This window comes from Mycobacterium sp. 1274756.6 (assembly GCF_001668625.1).
Taxonomy (GTDB): domain Bacteria; phylum Actinomycetota; class Actinomycetes; order Mycobacteriales; family Mycobacteriaceae; genus Mycobacterium.
Genome location: NZ_LZLJ01000004.1, coordinates 1 through 19,175 on the forward strand (window position 1 = coordinate 1; position 19,175 = coordinate 19,175).

The window sequence follows — 19,175 nt, forward strand, 5'->3', positions numbered from 1 at the left end:
ACTGCCCGGCGCCGCGCTCTAGTCCCGCCACCATCGCCGGTCCCTACTGTCCCAGCGGGTTTTCCGGGTCGCGGGCCCGGCTGTTGCGGCAACGCCGCCGGGCGCTGCGCTGGGGGCTGCTGGCCGCCGGCGCCAGCCTGTTCTGGGCGCTGCTGACCGCCCTGCTGGCGTCGTGGGCCACCCCGGTGTGGGTGCTGATCATCACCAGCGTGATCGCGGCCGCCGCCGTGGTCCCGGCCACCCTGCTGCTGTTGCGGTTCCGCTGGCTGCGGTCGGTGCCGCTGCCGCCGGCCCGCACGGTCACCGCGCGCCGGCTGCCGCCGCCGGATTCGGCGGCCCGCTCGGCGATGTCGGCGCTCGCCGCCTCCGAACGCGGGCTGTTCTCGCTCATCGGTGTCATGGAACGCGGAAACCTGCTGCCCCGCACCGAGATCGAGGAGCTCAAGACGGTGGCGACCGACACCGCGACGACCATGGCCGCCACCGCCGACGAGGTGGTGTCGATGGAGCGGGCGATGACCTTCACCCCGCAGTCGCGCACGCATCTGGTCCCGACCATCAACGCGTTCACCGCCCAGCTCGGCGGCGGCGTGCGCCAGTACAACGCGATGGTGACCGCCGCCGCCCAGTTGGTCTCGGCGGCCAACGGCGGGACCGCGCACGGCTCACCGATGGGCGATCAGCGCTACCGCCGCGAACTGCTCGGCGCCACCGACCGGCTGCAGGGCTGGGCGCAGGCCTTCGACGAACTCGCCGCGCCCCACCGCGCCTGACGGCGGGCTGGGGGCCTACCGGGAGCTACATGCTGGGCTTGAGCGCGGGAACGACCGCGCCGGCCACCGCCCGGGCCGTGGCCTTGAGCATGTCGAGCGCGTCGAAGTAGTCGCGCCACAAGGTGATCCGGCCGTCGTGCACCTCGAACACCCCGCACACCCAGAACTGCAGCCGCAGCGGCCCGATGACCAGCACATCGGTGCGCTCGTTGAGCACCACCGGCCCGTCGGCGGCGGCGCGGTGCGTCTTGACCTCGAAGCCGACCCGGCCGACCATGCGCTGCAGCAGTTTCACCGCCGCCCGGCGGCCACGGATGACCGGCAGACCGACGTTCTGGTAGACGACGTCGTCGGCGAGGGTGTCGGCCAGGGTGTCGAAATCCTGTGCCTGCAGCGCGTTCAGCAGGGTCTCGACGGTGCGGATGTTCGCGTCCGCGCTCGGCGCGGCGATCGGTTCAGCCATGCTCCTCAGCGTAGGCGGCGGCGGCCATGACAAGGTGGGCGGATGCGCGTTGTGGTGGTCGCCGGACCCGATCCCGGACACTCGTTTCCGGCGATCGCGCTGTGCCGCCGATTCCTGGCCGCCGGCGACGAACCCACCCTGCTCACCGGCACGGCGTGGCTGCCCGCCGCCCGGGCCGCCGGTGTCGCCGCGGCCGAACTGCTCGGCCTGGACGCCACCGACGAGGACGACGACCGCGACGCCGGGGCCAAGATCCACCAGCGGGCGGCGAGGATGGCGGTGCTCAACGTTCCGCAGCTGCGCGAGATGGCACCCGACCTGGTGGTCTCCGACGTCATCACCGCCTGCGGGGGGCTGGCCGCCGAACTGCTCGGCATCCCGTGGGTCGAACTCAGCCCGCACCCGCTGTACCGGCCGTCGCGGGGACTGCCGCCGATCGGCAGCGGGCTGGCCCCGGGGGTCGGGCTGCGCGGCCGGGCGCGCGACACGGTGCTGCGCGGCCTGACCGCCCGGTCCTGGCGGGCGGGCCTGCGCCAGCGCGCCGCGGCGCGCCGCGGCATCGGGTTGCCGGCCCGCGATCCGGGCCCGCGGCGGCGGCTGATCGCCACCCTGCCCGCCCTCGAGGTGCCGCGCCCGGACTGGCCGGCCGAAGCGGTCCTGGTCGGCCCGCTGCACTTCGAGCCGACCGAGACCGTGCTGGCGGTGCCCGAGGGTCCCGGGCCGCTGGTGGTGGTGGCGCCGTCGACCGCGACGACCGGGGCGGCCGCGCTGGCCGAGACCGCCCTGGGCTGCCTGCTCCCCGGCGCGGGACTGCCCGCCGGGTCCCGGCTGGCGGTATCCCGGCTGGCCGGCGACGACCTGCGGGTACCGCCGTGGGCGGTGGTCGGGCTGGGGCGGCAGGACGCGCTGCTGGCGCAGGCCGACCTGGTGATCTGCGGGGGCGGGCACGGCATGTTGACCAAGACGCTGCTGGCCGGGCTGCCGCTGGTGGCGGTGCCCGGCGGCGGCGACCAGTGGGAGCTGGCCAACCGGGTGGTCCGCCAGGGCAGCGCCGAGCTGGTGCGGCCGCTTTCCGCCGAGTCCCTGGCGGCCGCGGTCGGCACGGTGCTGGACACGCCGCGCTACCGGGCGGCGGCGCGGCGGGCGGCCGCCGGCGCCGCCGAGGTCGCCGACCCGGTGCGGGTGTGCCGGGAGGCGCTGGCCGGCGCTGGGTAGCGTGGTCGGGTGCGGTTGACGGAGTTCCACGAGCTGGTGGCCGAGCGGTTCGGCGCGGCCTACGGTTCCTCGGTCCTGGTCGACCACGTGCTCAGCGGGGTCGGCGGACGCACCGCCGCCGAGGCCATCGAGGCCGGGGTGGAGCCCCGCGCGGTCTGGCGGGCCCTCTGCGCGGACTTCGACGTCCCCCGCGACCAGTGGTGACCGCCGGTCCCCGGCCCTGACGCCCGGTGCGGCGAACCGGTCACCGCGCTTCCGGCGTGTCACTCGCCAATCGAACACCCGTTCGTTTACGGTGGTGGTGTTCGAGGCACAGCAGTCGGCCGACTTGTCGGACCCCGTCGCTAGCGTCGCGGCCAATCGACCGGCACCGGTCACCACAGAACACCGGAAAGAACGGAGACACTCATGGCACAGGTTCCCGACCGCGAGAAGGCACTCGAACTGGCGCTCGCCCAGATCGAGAAGAGTCACGGCAAGGGCTCGGTGATGCGGCTGGGCGACGAGGTGCGCCAGCCGATCTCGGTCATCCCGACCGGGTCGATCGCCCTGGACGTCGCGCTGGGCATCGGCGGGCTGCCGCGCGGCCGCGTCATCGAGATCTACGGCCCGGAATCCTCCGGGAAGACCACCGTGGCACTGCATGCGGTGGCCAACGCCCAGGCCGCCGGCGGCATCGCGGCGTTCATCGACGCCGAGCACGCCCTGGACCCCGAATACGCCAAACGGCTCGGCGTGGACACCGACTCGCTGCTGGTCTCCCAGCCCGACACCGGTGAGCAGGCCCTGGAGATCGCCGACATGCTGATCCGCTCCGGGGCGCTGGACATCCTGGTCATCGACTCGGTGGCGGCCCTGGTGCCCCGCGCGGAGATCGAAGGCGAGATGGGCGACAGCCACGTCGGGCTGCAGGCCCGGCTGATGAGCCAGGCGATGCGGAAGATGACCGGGGCGCTGAGCAACTCGGGCACCACCGCGGTGTTCATCAACCAGCTGCGGGAGAAGGTCGGGGTGATGTTCGGCAGCCCGGAGACCACCACCGGCGGCAAGGCCCTGAAGTTCTACTCGTCGGTGCGGCTGGACGTGCGGCGCATCGAGACGCTCAAGGACGGCACCGACGCGGTGGGCAACCGCACCCGGGTCAAGGTGGTCAAGAACAAGGTCTCGCCGCCGTTCAAGCAGGCCGAGTTCGACATCCTCTACGGCAAGGGCATCAGCCGGGAGGGCTCGCTGATCGACATGGGCGTCGACCAGGGATTCATCCGCAAATCCGGCTCCTGGTACACCTACGAAGGCGAGCAGCTCGGGCAGGGCAAGGAGAACGCCCGCAACTTCCTGCTGGAGAACGTCGACGTGGCCAACGAGATCGAGAAGAAGATCAAAGAGAAGCTCGGTATCGGTGCGGTGCTGACCGACGAGGCCGACGGTCTGGCAGATGACGTCCTGCCCGCCCCCGTCGACTTCTGAGCGCGAGGAGCAGGCGCGGACGCTGTGTCTGCGTCTGCTCACCGCCCGGGCCCGGAGCCGCGCCGAGCTCACCGCTCAGCTGGCCCGGCGCGGCTACCCCGAGGAGGTCGCCACCCGGGTGCTCGACCGGCTCGCGGCGGCCGGACTCGTCGACGACGCCGCCTTCGCCGAGCAGTGGGTGCGATCCCGGCACCGCTACGCCGGGCGGGGCCGCCGGGCCCTGGCCGCCGAACTGCGCCGCAAGGGCATCGACGAGGAGGTGGCCGCCGGCGCGCTGGGGGAGGTCGACGCCGCCGCCGAGCGGGGGCGCGCCGAGGAGCTGGTGGGCAAGCGGCTGCGCCGGGAGAACCTCGACGGTGACCCGCTGAAGATCGCGCGCCGGCTGGTGGCGATGCTGGCGCGGCGCGGCTACCACCAGACGCTGGCCTACGACGTGGTCCGCACCGCGATCGCCGCCGAGCAGGAGCGCCGCCGGGTGTGACGGCTACCGGGGCGTGAAACGCGGGCGCGGCCGTCACGGGCCACCGCCGTACCATGGGCGCGTGACTTCGACACAGCTGCTCGACACGGCGGCCGGGGGCGGCGCCCGCAGCTACCAGGTGCGCACCTACGGCTGCCAGATGAACGTGCACGACTCCGAGCGGCTGGCCGGGCTGCTGGAGCAGGCCGGCTACGTCCGCGCGCCGGAGGGCGCCGACGCCGACGTGGTGGTGTTCAACACTTGCGCGGTCCGGGAGAACGCCGACAACAAGCTCTACGGCAACCTCAGCCACCTGGCGCCGCGCAAACGGCGCGACCCGAGCATGCAGATCGCGGTCGGCGGCTGCCTGGCGCAGAAAGACAAAGACGCGGTGCTGAAGAAGGCGCCGTGGGTGGATGTGGTGTTCGGCACCCACAACATCGGCTCGCTGCCGGTGCTGCTGGAGCGGGCCCGGCACAACAACGCGGCGCAGGTCGAGATCCTCGAGTCGCTCAAGGAGTTTCCCTCCGCGCTGCCCGCCGCCCGCGAATCGGCCTACGCCGCGTGGGTGTCGATCTCGGTGGGCTGCAACAACTCCTGCACGTTCTGCATCGTGCCGTCGCTGCGCGGCAAGGAGGTCGACCGCAGCCCTGAGGACATCCTCGCCGAAGCGGCGGCGCTGGCCGACGAGGGCGTATTGGAGATCACCCTGCTGGGCCAGAACGTCAACGCCTACGGGGTGTCGTTCGCCGACCCGGCGCTGCCGCGCAACCGCGGTGCCTTCGCCGAACTGCTGCGCGCCTGCGGCGCGATCGACGGCCTCGAGCGGGTCCGGTTCACCTCCCCGCACCCGGCGGAGTTCACCGACGACGTCATCGAGGCGATGGCCGCCACCGCCAACGTCTGCCCGACCCTGCACATGCCGCTGCAGTCCGGATCCGACCGCGTCCTGCGGGCCATGCGCCGCTCCTACCGCGCCGAGAAGTTCCTGGGCATCCTCGACCGGGTCCGCGCCGCCATGCCCGACGCCGCCATCACCACCGACCTCATCGTCGGCTTCCCCGGCGAAACCGAGGACGACTTCGCCGCCACCCTGGAGGTGGTGCGGCGCGCCCGGTTCGCCTCGGCGTTCACCTTCCAGTACTCCCCACGCCCGGGCACCCCGGCCGCCGAGCTGGCCGACCAGGTGCCCAAAGCGGTCGTCCAGGACCGCTACGACCGGCTCATCGCGCTGCAGGAACAGATCTCCTGGGAGGAGAACCTCAACCAGGTCGGCACCCGGGTCGAGGTGCTGGTGGCCACCGGCGAGGGCCGCAAGGACGCGCAGACCGCGCGGATGAGCGGCCGGGCCCGCGACGGACGGCTGGTGCACTTCGCCCCCGGCGACCACCCGGTGCGCCCCGGTGACATCGTGACCACCGAGATCACCGGCGCCGCCCCGCACCACCTGCTCGCCGACGCGCCGGTGCTCGACCACCGCCGCACCCGGGCCGGCGACGCCCACGAGGCCGGCGGCCGGCCCCGCGGAGTCGGGCTGGGGATGCCCACCGTGGGCGCCAAACCGATGCCCGCCGCGACGACACCAGGATGTGCCCGATGAACCGCCCGCACGATGACGAGGCTTTCAACGCCTACCGCGCCGACCTGGAGAAGGTGGAGCGGCGCCTGGCCCGCCAGATCGAACCCGGCGGTCGCGCGCTGGTCGTCTCGATCCTGGTGTTCGTGCTGCTGGCGTCGTTCATCCTGCCGCACACCGGCGAGGTGCGCGGCTGGGACCTGCTGTTCGGCTCGGAAGCCACCGTCGCCGCCGGGGTGACGCTGCCGATGCGGATGTTCGCGTGGCTGGCGCTGGTGTTCGGCGTGGGCTTCTCAATGCTGGCCCTGCTGACCCGGCGGTGGGCGGTGGCCTGGGTGGCGTTGGCCGGATCGGCCACCGCCAGCGTGATCGGCCTGCTCGCGGTCTGGACGCGGCAGACCGCCGCGGCGGGGCAGCCGGGGCCGGGTATCGGGCTGATCATCGCCTGGATCGCCCTGATCGTGCTGACCTTCCACTGGGCGCGGGTGGTGTGGACCCGCACCGTGGTGCAACTGGCCGCCGAGGAGGACCGCCGCCGCGCCGCAGCCGAGCAGCAGACCCGGAAACTGCTCGACGACCTGCCCGAGCCGCCCGACCGGGACGGCGAGCCGCCGCGCTGAGCGGCGGTCAGGCTCGGCGCTGCACCGCCGCGGCCGCCGCCTCCGCCCACTGCCGCCACTGCGCGGCGCTCTCCCGGGCCCGCGCGGCGTCCTTGGCCCGCCCGGCCGCCTCGGCCTTCTGCGCCTGCTGCTCGAACTGCTCGGCGCGCACCCGGAACTGGTCGGCGCGGGCCTGCGCCTCCGGGTCGACCCGGTCGGCGTCGGCGGCGTCGCGCACCCGCTTCTCCACCGCGCGCAGCCGCCGCTCCAGCTCCGGCTCCTGATCGCGCGGCGCCTTGCCCACCGCGTCCCACTTGGTCACGATCGAGCGCAACGCGGCCCGGGCGGCTGGCAGATTCGCGGTGTCGAGCTTCTCGGCCTGCGCCAACAGCGCCTCCTTGGCCGTCGCATTGCCCTGCAGGGCGGCGTCCCGCTCGGCGGAGGCGGCGTTGCGGGCGGCGAAGAAGACGTCCTGGGCGGCCTTGAACCGCGCCCACAGCGCGTCGTCGACGTCGCGGGCGGCTCGCCCGGCCGCCTTCCACTCGGTGAGCAGCGCCCGGAACGCCTTGGTGGTGCCGGCCCAGTCGGTGGACGCGCTGAGCTGCTCGGCGCGGACGCACAGCCGCTCCTTGACGTCGCGCGCGGTGGCCCGGTCCCGGTCCAGCTCGGCGAAGTGCGAGCCGCGCCGCCGGTTGAAGGCGTCCCGGGCCGCCGAATACCGCTTCCACAGCGCGTCGTCGGTGCGGCGGTCCAGGCCGCGGATCGTGCGCCACTCGGCGAGGATCTCCCGCAGCCGGTCCCCGGCCGCCTTCCACTGGGTGGCGTTGGCGGCCAGTTCCTCGGCCTCCACCGCGAGCGCCTCCTTGCGGGCGGTGGCGGCGGCGCGCTGCTCGTCGCGCTCGGCGCGGTCGGCGGCCACCGCCGAGTCGGCGCGTTCGACGATCACCGCCAGCCGGGCGGCCAGCGCGTCGACGTCCCCGAGCACGGCGGCGGTGGGCAGTGTCTGCGCCAACGCCTCGGCGGAGGCCTTGATCTTGCGCGGATCGCCGGAGCCGGCGGCCAGCCGCTCCTCCATCAGCGCCACCTCGGTGCTCAGGTCGTCGAAGCGCCGGCCGAAGTGGGCGAACGCCGCGTCCGGCTCGCCGGCCTGCCAGGTCCCGACGACCCGCTCGCCGGCCGAACCGATCAGCCAGACGGTGCCGTCGTCGTCGACCCGGCCGAACCGGCGCGGGTCGGCGGCGGGCACCGCCGCGGTGGGCGGCACCGCCACCGCCGGCGGCACCGCCGGCCCCGGTTTGGGCCCGGGCCGGGGGACCGGTTTGGGCGCACGGTTGTCGGGCTCGTGGGTCGTCATCGTTACCGCCACCTACTTCCCGCGCGGGCATGGCCCACGCCGCTGCCGCGCGTCGCGGCGCCTGCACTCCGTCGCGGGGAGTTCTCCCCACCGGGTATTCAAGCAGCTTGCCACCGAATCCGCCGCCACCTGAGCCGCCGGGCCGGTAATAGCCGGGTTGTTCACCGTCGGGGGGCCGCCGGGCGGGTATCGTGGCGCACCGAGACTTTGACCGTGTTCGGCGAGGAGCGCGCCGGCAATCGCGATGTTGTCCCACCCCGACGGCGTGCCCGCCGCGGGCTGGCCGGTGACGTCGGCTGAGGAGACCAACTAATGCAGCCTGAAGCGATCATCGCCGCCGCGCTCGCGCTGTGTGCCGCGCTGGCCTCCGCGATCGGTGACGTCATCCGGCAGCGCTCCGCGCAGGAGATCACCGACAAGCCCGACGTCGGCCATCTGGAACTGTTCCGGATGTCGCTGCGCGACGTGCGGTTCTGGGGTGGTGGCGTCGCCGCGGTGGCCAACTACGGCCTGCAGGCCGCCGCGCTGGTGGTCGGATCGGTGATGCTGGTCACCGGGCTGCAGGTGACCGCTCTGCTGTTCGCGCTGCCCATCTACGCCCGGATCACCAAGCAGGCGGTGAGCCGCTCGGAGTGGCTGTGGGCCGCGGTCCTGGCCGCCGCGCTGGCGGTGGTGGTCATCGTCGGCGACCCGACGCCGGGACGCGACCGGGCCGCCGGATCGGTGTGGCTGGTCGTCGCCCTGGTCATGATCCCGATCCTGGTGGTGTGCGTGGTGATGGCGCGTCGGCACGCCGGCACCCCGACCGCCGCGGTGCTGCTCGCGGTGGTCGCCGGCGCCTCCCTGGCGGTGTTCGCCGTGCTGACCAAGAGCATCGTCGCGGTCGCCCACGACGGTTTCTGGGCGGTGCTGACCGCGCCGGAGCTGGTGCCGTGGCTGGCCGCCACCCTCACCGGCATGATCTTCCAGCAGTCGGCGTTCCGCGCCGGTGCCCTGACCGCCTCGATGCCCACCATCACGGTGGCCAAACCGCTGGTGGCCACCGTGCTGGGCATCCTGGTGCTCGGCGAGCACCTGCAGGCCGGCGGCACCGAGGACGTCGCGGTCGCGGTGAGCCTGGTGCTGGTGATCGTGGCCACCGCCAAACTCGCCCGCGGCGAGGCCGCCACGATTGCCGCCAGCGCCGGAGGCCGCGACACCGCACTGCCCGCCGGGGCACGACCGGAACGGTAACCTGCGGCCGTGCTAGCCGGTGTCGCGATCATCCCGTGCGCGCCGCTGCTGGTGCCCGACCTGGTCGGCACCGCCGACACCGCCGACCTGACCGCCGCCGCCCTCGACGCGGCCGCCCGGCTGCCGGCGTCCTGGCTGGTGCTCGGCGCCGGCGAGCACGACCGGGTGGTGCGCCCGGCGGAATCCGGCACCTTCGCCGGCTATGGCGTGGACCTGCCGGTGCGGCTGAGCCCCGGGGCGGCGACCGGGACGCCCGCGGCGCTGCCGCTGTGCGCCCTGATCGCCGGCTGGGTGCGTGAGCGGGTCCGCCCCGACGCCACCGCCGAGGTGCACGTGTTCGGCGACCCGGCCACCGCGGGCGCGGCCGGGCGGCGGCTGCGCGCCGGCATCGACGCCGCCGGCCACCCGGTCGGGGTGCTGGTGGTCGCCGACGGCGCCACCACCTTGACCCCGGCCGCCCCCGGCGGCCACCACCCGGCCGACGCCGCCGCCCAGCGGGTGCTGGACACCGCACTGGCCGGCGGGGACACCGGCGCGCTGGGGGCGCTGGCACCGGCGATCGGCGGGCGCGCGGCGTTCGCGGCGCTGGGCGGGCTGGTCGGCCCGCCACCCGGTGCGGTCACCGAGTTGTACCGCGGCGCGCCGTTCGGGGTCGGCTACTTCGTCGGGGTCTGGACCCCGTGACGGCGCGGCCCCCGCGCCCGCTGGCGATCGTCGGCCCCACCGGCACCGGCAAATCCGAGCTCGCCCTCGACGTCGGCACCCGGTTACCGCAGCTGGGTATCGCCGCCGAGATCGTCAACGCCGACGCCATGCAGCTCTACCGGGGCATGGACATCGGCACCGCCAAGGTGCCGCCCGCCCAGCGCCGCGGCCTGCCGCACCACCAGCTGGACGTGCTGGCGGTGACCGAGACCGCCACCGTCGCCGCCTACCAGTCCGCGGCCGCCGCCGACATCGCCGCGATCCGCGGGCGCGGCGCGGTGCCGATCGTCGTCGGCGGATCGATGCTCTACATCCAGGCGCTGCTGGACGACTGGGCCTTCCCGGCGACCGACCCGGCGGTGCGGGCCCGCTACGAGGCGCGCCTGGCGCAGATCGGGGCGGCCGGTTTGCACGACGAACTGGCCGCGGCGGATCCGGCCGCCGCGGCGGCCATCCTGCCCAGCGACGGCAGGCGCATCGTGCGCGCGCTGGAGGTGGTGGAGCTGACCGGGCGGCCGTTCGCGGCGTCCGCGCCGCGCATCGGTGCGCCGCGCTGGGACACTGTCATCATCGGAATCGACTGCGACACCGCGGTTTTGGACGAGAGGCTGGAACTGCGCACCGAGGCCATGTTCGCCGCGGGCCTGGTCGAGGAGGTCGCCGGGCTGCTCGAGGCCGGCCTGCGCGACGGGGTGACCGCGGCGCGGGCGCTGGGCTACGCCCAGGTGATCGCGGCACTCGACGCCGGTGGGAGCACCCAGGAGCTGCAGACCGCGCGGGAACGCACCTTCATCGGCACCCGCCGCTACGCCCGCCGGCAGCGCTCCTGGTTCCGCCGCGACCACCGCATCCGGTGGCTGGACGCGACCGCACCCGACCGGTGCGACACCGCCCTGGCCGCCTGGCGATCCGTATCCTGAACGGGTGAGATTCGCCAAGGGCCACGGCACCGAGAACGACTTCGTGCTGCTGCCCGACCTCGACGCCGCCCGCGCGTTGACCCCCGCCGCGGTGGCCGCGCTCTGCGACCGCCGCCGCGGACTGGGCGCCGACGGGGTGCTGCGGATCACCACCGCCGGCGCGGCGCACACCGCCGGGGTGCTCGACCGGCTGCCCGACGGGGTGGGCGCCGACGACTGGTACATGGACTACCGCAACGCCGACGGGTCGATCGCCCAGATGTGCGGCAACGGGGTGCGGGTCTTCGCCCACTACCTGCGCGCCGCCGGGCTCGAGCACCGCGACGAGTTCGTGGTCGGTTCGCTGGCCGGCCCGCGGCCGGTGCGGGTGCACCACGCCGACCGGGTGCGCGCCGCGATCACCGTCGAGATGGGCAAGGCCGGCCGGTTCGGCACCGGCAGCGCGGTGGTCGGCGGCCGGCGCTTCGACGGGATCGCCGTCGACGTCGGCAACCCGCACCTGGCCTGCGTGGACGCCACCCTGACCGCCGCGGAGCTGGCCCGCCTCGACGTGGCCGCCCCGGTCACCTTCGACCCGGCCCTGTTCCCCGACGGGGTGAACGTGGAGATCCTCACCGCCCCGGCCGGCGGCGCGGTGTCGATGCGGGTGCACGAGCGCGGGGTGGGGGAGACCCGCTCCTGCGGCACCGGCACCGTCGCCGCCGCGGTCGCCGCCCTGGCCGCCGACGGCGCCGACACCGGCGAGCTGACCGTCCGGGTCCCCGGCGGGCAGGTCAGCGTCACCGTCACCGAGGCCAGCAGTTACCTGCGCGGGCCGTCGGTGCTGGTCGCCGAGGGGGAGATCGCGGAGGACTGGTGGGCCGAGCAGTAATTCGGATGCGCGATCGGGCCGCGGCGGGCATCATCGGAAGCCGACCATGACCAGCGACACTCCCCACCGCCCCGCTGTCCCCAGCACCGGCGAACTCGACCTCGACGACCGCGCCGCGCTGCGCCGGGTCGCCGGGCTGTCCACCGAACTCGCCGACGTCTCCGAGGTCGAATACCGCCAGCTGCGCCTGGAACGGGTGGTGCTGGTCGGGGTCTGGACCGAGGGCGCCGCCGCCGACGCCGACGCCAGCCTCGCCGAACTGGCGGCGCTGGCCGAGACCGCCGGCTCGGAGGTGCTCGACGGGCTGATCCAGCGCCGCGACAAGCCCGACCCGGCCACCTACATCGGCGCCGGCAAGGCCGCCGAACTGCGCGAGGTGGTGCTGGCGACCGGGGCCGACACGGTGATCTGCGACGGCGAGCTCTCCCCGGCGCAACTGACCGCGCTGGAGAAGGCGGTGCGGGTCAAGGTGATCGACCGCACCGCGCTCATCCTCGACATCTTCGCCCAGCACGCCACCAGCCGGGAGGGCAAAGCGCAGGTGGCGCTGGCGCAGATGGAATACATGCTGCCCCGGCTGCGCGGCTGGGGTGAGTCGATGTCGCGGCAGGCCGGGGGGCGGGCCGGCGCGCTCGGCGAGCACGTCGCGCAACACCGCCCGCACCGCCTCGACCTGCGCGAGCGGGCCGGGGTCGGCGCCGTCGAGCACGTGCACCAGCAGGTCGGCGTCGGCGACCTCCTCCAGGGTGGAGCGGAACGCCTCGACCAGCTGGGTGGGCAGGTGGCGGACGAACCCGACGGTGTCGGTGATGACGAACGGGCCCTCTTCGGCCTCGGGGTCGAAGTAGCCGCGCCGGGTGGTCGGGTCCAGGGTGGCGAACAACGCGTCCTGCACCAGCACCCCGGCCCCGGTCAGCGCGTTGAGCAGGCTCGACTTGCCGGCGTTGGTGTAGCCGACGATCGCGATCGCGGGCACGTCGCTGTCGATGCGGCGGCGGCGCTTGGTGTCGCGGACCTGCTTCATCGCCTTGATGTCGCGGCGCAGTTTGGCCATCCGCTCGCGGATGCGGCGCCGGTCGGTTTCGATCTTGGTCTCCCCCGGACCGCGCAGGCCCACCCCGCCGCCGCTGCCGCCGGCCCGCCGGTGCCCGAACTGCTGGTGGTCAACAAGATCGACGCGGCCGACGAGCTGGCGCTGACCCAGCTGCGCCGGGCGCTGCCGGAGGCGGTGTTCGTCTCGGCGCGCACCGGCGCCGGCCTCACCGAGCTGCGCGAGACGATGAGCCGGCTGGTGGAGCGCCACGACACCGCGGTGGACGTCACCATCCCGTACCACCGCGGGGACCTGGTGGCCCGGCTGCACGAGGAGGGGCGGGTGCACAGCACCGACCACGACGAGGGCGGCACCCGCATCCGGGCCCAGGTGCCCGCGGCGCTGGCCGCCGCGCTGGCGGAGTTCGCCTCGCCGCCGTCGTGATCGGGGGGTCGCGCCCCCGGTTTGAATGAATTTCGTCGGGCTAATGGAATGTGCGCGCGATGCCGGCCAATTCCCGCTTTGCTGTGTGGATGTCTTCTCCCCTCCGAGTGCCGCCCCCGCGGGTGGCGCGCGCCGTAGAACGGCTGCGCCACCATCTCTATCGGCTCCATCAGCGGCTGGCACCCGCGCCGGCGGTGATGCTGGAGATGATCCTGACCGCCTGGATGGCGCAGGCGATCGCCGCGGCCGCCGAGCTCGGTATCGCCGACGCGCTCGCCGAGGGCCCGCTGCCGATCGATGAGCTGGCCGGCCGGGTCGGCGCCGACCCGGACGCGGTGCAGCGGCTGGTGCGGGCCCTGGCCGGGCGCGGAGTGTTCCGGCGCCGCCGCGACGGTCGTTATGAGCTGACCCCGCTGGCCGAGACGCTGCGGCGGGACACCGCACCGTCCCTGGCCGGCATGGCGCGGTTCGTCGGCTCCCGGGCGCACCGGGATCACTGGAGCGAACTGGCCGAGGCGGTCCGCACCGGCAACGCGGTGATCCCGCGGCTGCGCGGCATGGCGGTGTTCGACTATCTCGCCACCGAACCCGACATCGCAGCGGTGTTCAACGCGGCGATGACCGGCGTCTCGGAGTTGTCGACCGCGCCGGTCGTCGCCGGTTACGACTTCGCCGCGCTGGGATCCACGCCGACGATCGTCGACGTCGGCGGCGGGCACGGTCGGCTGTTGGCCGCCGTCATCGCCGCCACCCCGACCGCGCGCGGGGTGCTCTACGACCTGCCGCAGGTCGTCGCCGGGGCGCCGGCGCTGCTGGCCGAGCACGGGGTGGGCGACCGCATCCGCATCAAGGAGGGCTCGTTCTTCGACGCGGTTCCGGGCGGCGGCGACGCCTACCTGCTCAAAAACGTCATCCATGACTGGCCTGATGACGAGGCGGTGCAGATTCTGCGCAATGTGCGCGCAGCGGCGCGGCCCGGGTCGGTCGTGCTGCTGGTCGAGGCGGTCTTGCCGCGCCACGGGCGGGATTTCGCCGGCAACTGGCTCGATCTGGAGATGCTGGTGGGCGCCGACGCCCGAGAGCGCACGGCCGACGAATACGCCCGCCTGCTCACCCGGGCCGGTTTCGGGCGGGTCCGGGTGGTGCCCACGGCCAGCCCGTTCGGCATCATCGAGGCGACGGCCACCTGACGGCCGTCCCGGTCCCCGCGCGCCCCCAACCATCCGGTTGGTCTATCCTCGTCGGCAACGTCTTGCACCCAACTCTCCCCGGGAGGCCACCGATGGGCAGTGCCGTCAAATTCCAGCGCACCCTCTTCGAGTCCGAGCACGAACTGTTCCGCGAGTCCTACCGCGGGTTCCTCGACCGGCACGTCGCCCCGCATCACGAGGAGTGGGAGCAGGCCAAGATCGTCGACCGCGGCGTCTGGCTGGAAGCCGGCAAGCAGGGCTTCTTGGGCATGGCGGTGCCCGAGGAGTACGGCGGCGGCGGCAACCCCGACTTCCGTTACAACACGATCATCACCGAGGAGACCACCCGGGGCCGCTACAGCGGCATCGGGTTCTCCCTGCACAACGACGTCACGGCGCCGTACCTGCTGCGGCTGGCCAACGAGGAGCAGAAGCAGCGCTGGCTGCCCAAGTTCTGCACCGGCGAGCTGATCACCGCGATCGCGATGACCGAACCCGGCACCGGCAGCGACCTGCAGGGCATCAAGACCCGCGCGGTCCGCGACGGCGACCACTACATCCTCAACGGCTCCAAGACGTTCATCACCAACGGCATCCACGCCGACCTGGTGATCGTGGTCGCCCAGACCGACCCGGAGAAGGGCGCGCAGGGCTTCTCCCTGCTGGTCGTCGAGCGCGGCATGGAGGGCTTCGAGCGGGGCCGCCACCTCGACAAGATCGGCATGGACGCCCAGGACACCGCCGAACTGTCCTTCACCGACGTCAAGGTGCCGGTGGAGAACCTGCTCGGCGAGGAGGGGATGGGCTTCATCTACCTGGTCCAGAACCTGCCGCAGGAACGCATCTCGATCGCGATCATGGCCGCCGCCGCGATGGAACAGGTCCTGGAGGACACCATCGAATACACCAAGGAACGCAAGGCGTTCGGCAAACCGATCGGCAGCTTCCAGAACAGCCGGTTCCTGCTCGCCGAACTGGCCACCGAGGCCACCGTGGTGCGGATGATGGTCGACGAGTTCATCCGGCTGCACCTCGACGAGAAACTCACCGTCGAGCAGGCCGCGATGGCCAAGTGGTACTCCACCGAGAAACAGGTGCACCTGATCGACCGCTGCCTGCAGCTGCACGGCGGCTACGGCTATATGCGCGAATACCCGATCGCCCGGGCGTTCCTGGACTCGCGGGTGCAGACCATCTACGGCGGCACCACCGAGATCATGAAGGAGATCATCGGGCGCAGCTTGGGGGTGTGACCGCCGGCTACACCGCGATCGTGCATCGATTCGACATCGGGTTGGTCTCCATTTCCCTATCCTCGATGCGATCAGTTCGCAATTACCGCCCTGTTCACGCCATGATGACCCCTGCGACGGTAATACGTGCGACAGCGACGAGCCGGGAGGCTGGGTGAGCAGGCAGCGAAGTCAGGTGGGCAAGTGGGTGCGCGGCGCGGCGCTGGGTCTGATGGCCGCCGCCACCGCCGCGTCGTACGCGCTGCTGGCACCCGCGGCCGGCGCCTCCCCGGAGACCGACGCGGCCCACGACGCGATCACCGCGGCCTGGGAGGCCGCCGGCGGCAACGACTCGCGGCTCGGCGCCCCCCAGGGCGACGTGTACCCGGTGGGGGCCGGCTTCGCCGCCGACTACACCGGCGGCAAGATCTTCTTCACCCCGGCCACCGGGGCGCGCGCCATGTACGGCCCGATCCTGGACACCTACGAATCCCTGGGCGGGCCGGGCGGCAGTGACCTGGGCCTCCCCGACATGGACCAGACCCCCGGGCTGGCCGGACCGGAAGCCCAGTTCATCTCGTTCTCGGCCACCGACAACCCGCTGATCTTCTTCACCCCCGAACACGGCGCGTTCGTGGTCCGCGGCCCGATCAACGCCGCCTGGGACACGCTGAACAGCTCCACGGGGCCGCTGGGTCCACCGGCGGGCGCCGAGACCTTCGACGGCGACACCGTCTCGCAGCAGTTCGCCAACGGCGAGGTCAGCTGGGACCGCAAGACCGGCACCTACACCACCACGCCCCCCGAGCTGGCGGCGCAACTGGCCGACCTGCACGTCGACGTCACGCCCACCGACGCCATCAACGCGGCGTGGCGGGCCACCGGCGCGGCGGGCGGTCCGCTGGGCGCCCGGCAAGGCGAGCCGGAGCCGGTCGGCGACGACGGCATGGCCCAGGCCTACGCCGGCGGCAAGATCTTCTACTCCCCGACCACCGGCGCGAACGCCGTCGAGGGCGAGATCCTGGAGAAGTACGAGTCCCTTGGCGGTCCCCTCGGCAGTGATCTGGGCTTCCCGACCGCCAACCCGACCGGCAGCGGCGGCGGCGCCCAGGTCAGTCCGTTCGCCGCGGCCGACCAACCGGTCATCTTCTGGAGTCCCGAACGCGGCGCGTTCGTGGTGCGCGGCGCGATGAAGGCCGCCTGGGACAAACTCGGCGGCGCCGGCGGCGACCTCGGCGAACCGCTCGGCGACCAGAGCGTCGACGGCGAGGTGGTCTCCCAGGAGTTCAGCGGCGGCACCATCTCGTGGAACCAGGCCGACAACAGCTTCACCACCGACCCGGCCGAACTGGGCGGGGCGCTGTCCGGGCTGCAGATTCCCGGGGTGGGGGCGGCCAGCGCCCCGACCACCGGTGGTGGTCACGGCGTGGGCTGGCACTGGTGGTGGCTGCCGGTGAGCATCGGGGTGCTGGTGCTGGCCGACCTGATCGCCTGGCTGGCCTGGTGGGGCCGCCGCCGCCGCGCCGACGAGGAACTCAACCGCCGAACCCGCAGCACCGGCAGCCGCGCCCGCGTCGCCGAGCCGGTGGAAGAGCCGGGGTGGGCGCCCGACGACGACCTCGACCACGACCTCGACCACGACCACGACGCCCCGCCGTCCGGCGAGGCGTTCTACGACCTGGACGATTCGGGCGGCGAGGAATTCGCCGAATCGGGCCTGCCGTCGCGGGTCGCCTGGGCCCACCGGGCCGGGGGCGACGACGAGGCTGATCGGGGCGGCTACTACGGCGACTACACCGGCGCCGCGGGCTCCTATGAGTTCGAGTCGTTCGCCGATCCGGAACGGACCCACCAGCTCGGTCGCGACTACGGCGACGACCTCGCCGCGGGCGCCGAGGACCCCGATGCGGACCCCGACGACGTGGACACCGCGCCCACCCGGATCCCCGCCGAGGCCGAGTTGAGCGGCGGGCGGCACTCCGCGGTCGAGTCGGGCGGCGAGGAGCGTGCGGCGGAGCCGCGCCGGGTGCCCGGCGGCGCGTTCGTGATCCACGAAGCCGCCCACGACGAACCCGCCGCCGAACCCCCGCACGACGAGGCCGGCCGCGACCCCCGTGATCACGGCGGTGCGGAGCCCGAGGCGGGGCACCCCGGCGCCCATCCGGCGATCCACCTTCCGCTCAGCGACCCCTATCAGGCGCCGCAGGGGTTCCCGATCAAGGCCAACACCGTCTCGGGTCTGTACTACACCCCGGACAACGCGCTGTACCACGACACGCTGGCCGAGGTCTGGTTCGCCAGCGAAGCCGTCGCGCAGGCCAACGGCTTCCTCAAAGCCGAGTAACCGGGCCGAGTAACCGGACCGGATCGCCGCGCGAGCCGGCCCGGCCGGTGGTCCGGCGGCTCAGATCTTGCGGATGACGGTGACGACCTTGCCCAGGATCGCGGCGTCGTTGCCCGGGATCGGGTCGAACGCGGGGTTGTGCGGCATCAGCCACACCTGCCCGGCGGTCCGCTTGAACGTCTTGACGGTGGCTTCGCCGTCGATCATCGCCGCGACGATGTCGCCGTTGTCGGCGACGTTCTGCTGACGCACCACGACCCAGTCGCCGTCGCAGATCGCGGCGTCGACCATCGACTCGCCGACCACCTTCAACAAGAACAGGGCGCCGTCACCGACCAGCTCGCGGGGGAGCGGGAACACGTCCTCGACGGCCTCCTCGGCCAGGATCGGGCCGCCGGCGGCGATCCGGCCGAGCACCGGCACGAACATCGGTTCCGGCAGCGCGCCCGAGCCGGGCGCCTCGCTGAGCGCCTGCGGGCGCTGGACCTCGTCGACACCGCGGACGTCGACCGCACGCGGCCGGTTCGGGTCGCGCCGCAGATAGCCCTTGCGCTCCAGGGTGCGCAACTGGTGGGCCACCGAGGAGGTCGAGGTCAACCCCACCGCGTCGCCGATCTCGCGGATGCTGGGCGGGTAGCCGCGCTCGGTCACCGAGGCGCGGATCACCTCCAGGATGGTGCGCTGCCGGTCGGTGAGTCCGGTGCCCGTGCCGCGACCCCGGCGGGCGGTCTCGGTGGGTCGGTCGGTGCCGCTGCTGTCGCTCATAGTTACGAATCTAGCCCCAATCCGGACAACTATCAAACACGTGTTCGACGCGTGTCGCCCGCACTCGTTCGATCAGGTGTTCTACAACAGTTCGATAACGTGTTCGAAGAATGTCGGCGGAAGCCCTTAGCATCGAACGTACAAGCGAACGCCTTTCGAGAGGACCGGCCATGACCGTCATCGACCACCGCCCCGCCTCCAGCACCGCCGAGTCCAGCCCGTTGAGCTCACGGATGGTGGCAGCGACCCGGCTGGTGGGGGCGCCGGGGGCCACCCGGGCGGCCAGGTGCTCGAGAGTCTCCCCGGTCTGCACCCGCACCACGGCCAGTTCGGCCGGGACCGTCTCGGCCTGGGCGGCCACCGCGGCGCCGAACTGGGCGACGATGCCCAGCCATACCGTGATCAGCGCCGCCAGCAGGGCCAGCACCACCGTGGTGGCCGGGGTGACCGGCCGGCGCCGGTGCGATGAGCGGCGGACACCGCCGCACCGCAACGGTGTTGGTGGCGGTCGACGGGCCGCGGGTACGCTCG

18 protein-coding genes and 2 pseudogenes are annotated in these 19,175 nt (G+C 73.3%); 15 read left to right on the forward strand and 5 right to left on the reverse strand.

What is annotated here, in order from left to right; translation table 11 throughout:
• On the forward strand, nt 1–773 hold a 773-nt coding region (gene pspM / locus A5643_RS18340; RefSeq protein ID WP_231995392.1), incomplete at its 5' end, for a phage shock envelope stress response protein PspM.
• Nucleotides 774–798: 25 nt separating this feature from the next.
• Here the strand turns inward: pspM and A5643_RS00485 are convergent.
• Complete coding sequence (locus A5643_RS00485) at nt 799–1,236, reverse strand: limonene-1,2-epoxide hydrolase family protein (protein WP_066851064.1); 438 nt, start codon at nt 1,234–1,236, stop codon at nt 799–801.
• Nucleotides 1,237–1,278: 42 nt separating this feature from the next.
• Between A5643_RS00485 and A5643_RS00490 the strand changes: the two genes are divergently transcribed.
• From A5643_RS00490 to A5643_RS00515, 6 genes are all read left to right on the forward strand, one after another.
• A complete protein-coding gene (locus tag A5643_RS00490; protein ID WP_066851065.1) occupies nt 1,279–2,451 on the forward strand; it encodes a glycosyltransferase in 1,173 nt (390 codons plus the stop codon).
• 9 nt (nt 2,452–2,460) lie between these two features.
• Entirely contained in the window at nt 2,461–2,655 is a 195-nt protein-coding gene (locus A5643_RS00495; protein ID WP_066851066.1) for a DUF3046 domain-containing protein, read from the forward strand.
• Between the two features lie 204 nt (nt 2,656–2,859).
• Nucleotides 2,860–3,918 (forward strand): recombinase RecA, encoded by a 1,059-nt coding sequence (gene recA, locus A5643_RS00500; protein WP_066851067.1) that lies wholly within the window; start codon nt 2,860–2,862, stop codon nt 3,916–3,918.
• Entirely contained in the window at nt 3,887–4,399 is a 513-nt protein-coding gene (gene recX / locus A5643_RS00505) for a recombination regulator RecX (RefSeq protein WP_066851068.1), read from the forward strand. The genes recA and recX overlap by 32 nt, the downstream gene beginning before the upstream one ends.
• A 61-nt stretch (nt 4,400–4,460) precedes the next feature.
• A complete protein-coding gene (miaB, locus tag A5643_RS00510; RefSeq protein ID WP_066851069.1) occupies nt 4,461–5,978 on the forward strand; it encodes a tRNA (N6-isopentenyl adenosine(37)-C2)-methylthiotransferase MiaB in 1,518 nt (505 codons plus the stop codon).
• Nucleotides 5,966–6,574, forward strand: a complete 609-nt coding sequence (locus tag A5643_RS00515) for an Rv2732c family membrane protein (protein ID WP_502686192.1) — start codon at nt 5,966–5,968, stop codon at nt 6,572–6,574. The genes miaB and A5643_RS00515 overlap by 13 nt, the downstream gene beginning before the upstream one ends.
• A gap of 7 nt (nt 6,575–6,581) precedes the next feature.
• Here the strand turns inward: A5643_RS00515 and A5643_RS00520 are convergent, their stop codons facing one another.
• Nucleotides 6,582–7,907 (reverse strand): DUF349 domain-containing protein, encoded by a 1,326-nt coding sequence (locus A5643_RS00520; protein ID WP_066851071.1) that lies wholly within the window; start codon nt 7,905–7,907, stop codon nt 6,582–6,584.
• 312 nt (nt 7,908–8,219) lie between these two features.
• Here A5643_RS00520 and A5643_RS00525 point away from each other — a divergent pair, with 312 nt between their 5' ends.
• The 5 genes and pseudogenes from A5643_RS00525 to A5643_RS18500 all read left to right on the forward strand — a co-directional run.
• The gene (locus A5643_RS00525) at nt 8,220–9,140 is read left to right on the forward strand and encodes a DMT family transporter (RefSeq protein ID WP_066851072.1); all 921 of its coding nucleotides are present in this window, start codon (nt 8,220–8,222) and stop codon (nt 9,138–9,140) included.
• 9 nt (nt 9,141–9,149) lie between these two features.
• Nucleotides 9,150–9,824, forward strand: coding sequence for a class III extradiol ring-cleavage dioxygenase family protein (locus A5643_RS00530; RefSeq protein ID WP_066851073.1), 675 nt, complete (start codon nt 9,150–9,152; stop codon nt 9,822–9,824).
• Entirely contained in the window at nt 9,821–10,765 is a 945-nt protein-coding gene (gene miaA / locus A5643_RS00535; protein WP_066851074.1) for a tRNA (adenosine(37)-N6)-dimethylallyltransferase MiaA, read from the forward strand. The genes A5643_RS00530 and miaA overlap by 4 nt, the downstream gene beginning before the upstream one ends.
• 4 nt (nt 10,766–10,769) lie before the next feature.
• Nucleotides 10,770–11,636, forward strand: a complete 867-nt coding sequence (gene dapF, locus A5643_RS00540; protein ID WP_066851075.1) for a diaminopimelate epimerase — start codon at nt 10,770–10,772, stop codon at nt 11,634–11,636.
• A 46-nt stretch (nt 11,637–11,682) separates the two neighbouring features.
• Nucleotides 11,683–12,303, forward strand: a pseudogene (locus tag A5643_RS18500) (HflX-like GTP-binding protein); the annotation flags it as partial.
• A gap of 24 nt (nt 12,304–12,327) precedes the next feature.
• On the opposite strand, the pseudogene A5643_RS18895 reads toward A5643_RS18500, so the two are convergent.
• Nucleotides 12,328–13,296 (reverse strand): annotated as a pseudogene (locus tag A5643_RS18895) (HflX family GTPase); the annotation flags it as partial.
• On the opposite strand from A5643_RS18895, the gene A5643_RS00550 reads away from it, so the two are divergent.
• The 3 genes from A5643_RS00550 to A5643_RS00560 all read left to right on the forward strand — a co-directional run bounded on the left by A5643_RS00550 (nt 13,203) and on the right by A5643_RS00560 (nt 17,879).
• Nucleotides 13,203–14,303 carry a methyltransferase gene (locus A5643_RS00550; RefSeq protein ID WP_066851081.1) on the forward strand — a complete coding sequence of 367 codons (1,101 nt, stop codon included), beginning with the start codon at nt 13,203–13,205 and terminating at the stop codon, nt 14,301–14,303. The pseudogene A5643_RS18895 and the gene A5643_RS00550 overlap by 94 nt on opposite strands.
• A gap of 92 nt (nt 14,304–14,395) precedes the next feature.
• Nucleotides 14,396–15,556 (forward strand): acyl-CoA dehydrogenase family protein, encoded by a 1,161-nt coding sequence (locus tag A5643_RS00555; RefSeq protein WP_066851077.1) that lies wholly within the window; start codon nt 14,396–14,398, stop codon nt 15,554–15,556.
• Between the two features lie 154 nt (nt 15,557–15,710).
• Nucleotides 15,711–17,879, forward strand: coding sequence for an LGFP repeat-containing protein (locus A5643_RS00560; RefSeq protein ID WP_066851078.1), 2,169 nt, complete (start codon nt 15,711–15,713; stop codon nt 17,877–17,879).
• Nucleotides 17,880–17,939: 60 nt separating this feature from the next.
• Here the strand turns inward: A5643_RS00560 and lexA are convergent, their stop codons facing one another.
• Together lexA and A5643_RS18505 are read right to left on the reverse strand one after the other, a co-directional pair.
• Entirely contained in the window at nt 17,940–18,644 is a 705-nt protein-coding gene (gene lexA, locus A5643_RS00565) for a transcriptional repressor LexA (protein ID WP_066851079.1), read from the reverse strand.
• A gap of 10 nt (nt 18,645–18,654) precedes the next feature.
• Nucleotides 18,655–19,175, reverse strand: a 521-nt coding sequence (locus tag A5643_RS18505) for a hypothetical protein (RefSeq protein WP_353612556.1), incomplete at its 5' end; no start/stop codon positions are given.

Excerpts from the sequence above, each read along its gene's own strand:
- A5643_RS00485 (WP_066851064.1), bottom strand. The coding sequence starts at position 1,236 with ATGGCTGAACCGATCGCCGCGCCGAGCGCGGACGCGAACATCCGCACC.
- A5643_RS00490 (WP_066851065.1), top strand. The coding sequence starts at position 1,279 with ATGCGCGTTGTGGTGGTCGCCGGACCCGATCCCGGACACTCGTTTCCG.
- recA (WP_066851067.1), top strand. The coding sequence starts at position 2,860 with ATGGCACAGGTTCCCGACCGCGAGAAGGCACTCGAACTGGCGCTCGCC.
- recX (WP_066851068.1), top strand. The coding sequence starts at position 3,887 with ATGACGTCCTGCCCGCCCCCGTCGACTTCTGAGCGCGAGGAGCAGGCG.
- A5643_RS00515 (WP_502686192.1), top strand. The coding sequence starts at position 5,966 with ATGTGCCCGATGAACCGCCCGCACGATGACGAGGCTTTCAACGCCTAC.
- A5643_RS00520 (WP_066851071.1), bottom strand. The coding sequence starts at position 7,907 with ATGACGACCCACGAGCCCGACAACCGTGCGCCCAAACCGGTCCCCCGG.
- A5643_RS00525 (WP_066851072.1), top strand. The coding sequence starts at position 8,220 with ATGCAGCCTGAAGCGATCATCGCCGCCGCGCTCGCGCTGTGTGCCGCG.
- A5643_RS00550 (WP_066851081.1), top strand. The coding sequence starts at position 13,203 with ATGTCTTCTCCCCTCCGAGTGCCGCCCCCGCGGGTGGCGCGCGCCGTA.
- A5643_RS00555 (WP_066851077.1), top strand. The coding sequence starts at position 14,396 with ATGGGCAGTGCCGTCAAATTCCAGCGCACCCTCTTCGAGTCCGAGCAC.
- lexA (WP_066851079.1), bottom strand. The coding sequence starts at position 18,644 with ATGAGCGACAGCAGCGGCACCGACCGACCCACCGAGACCGCCCGCCGG.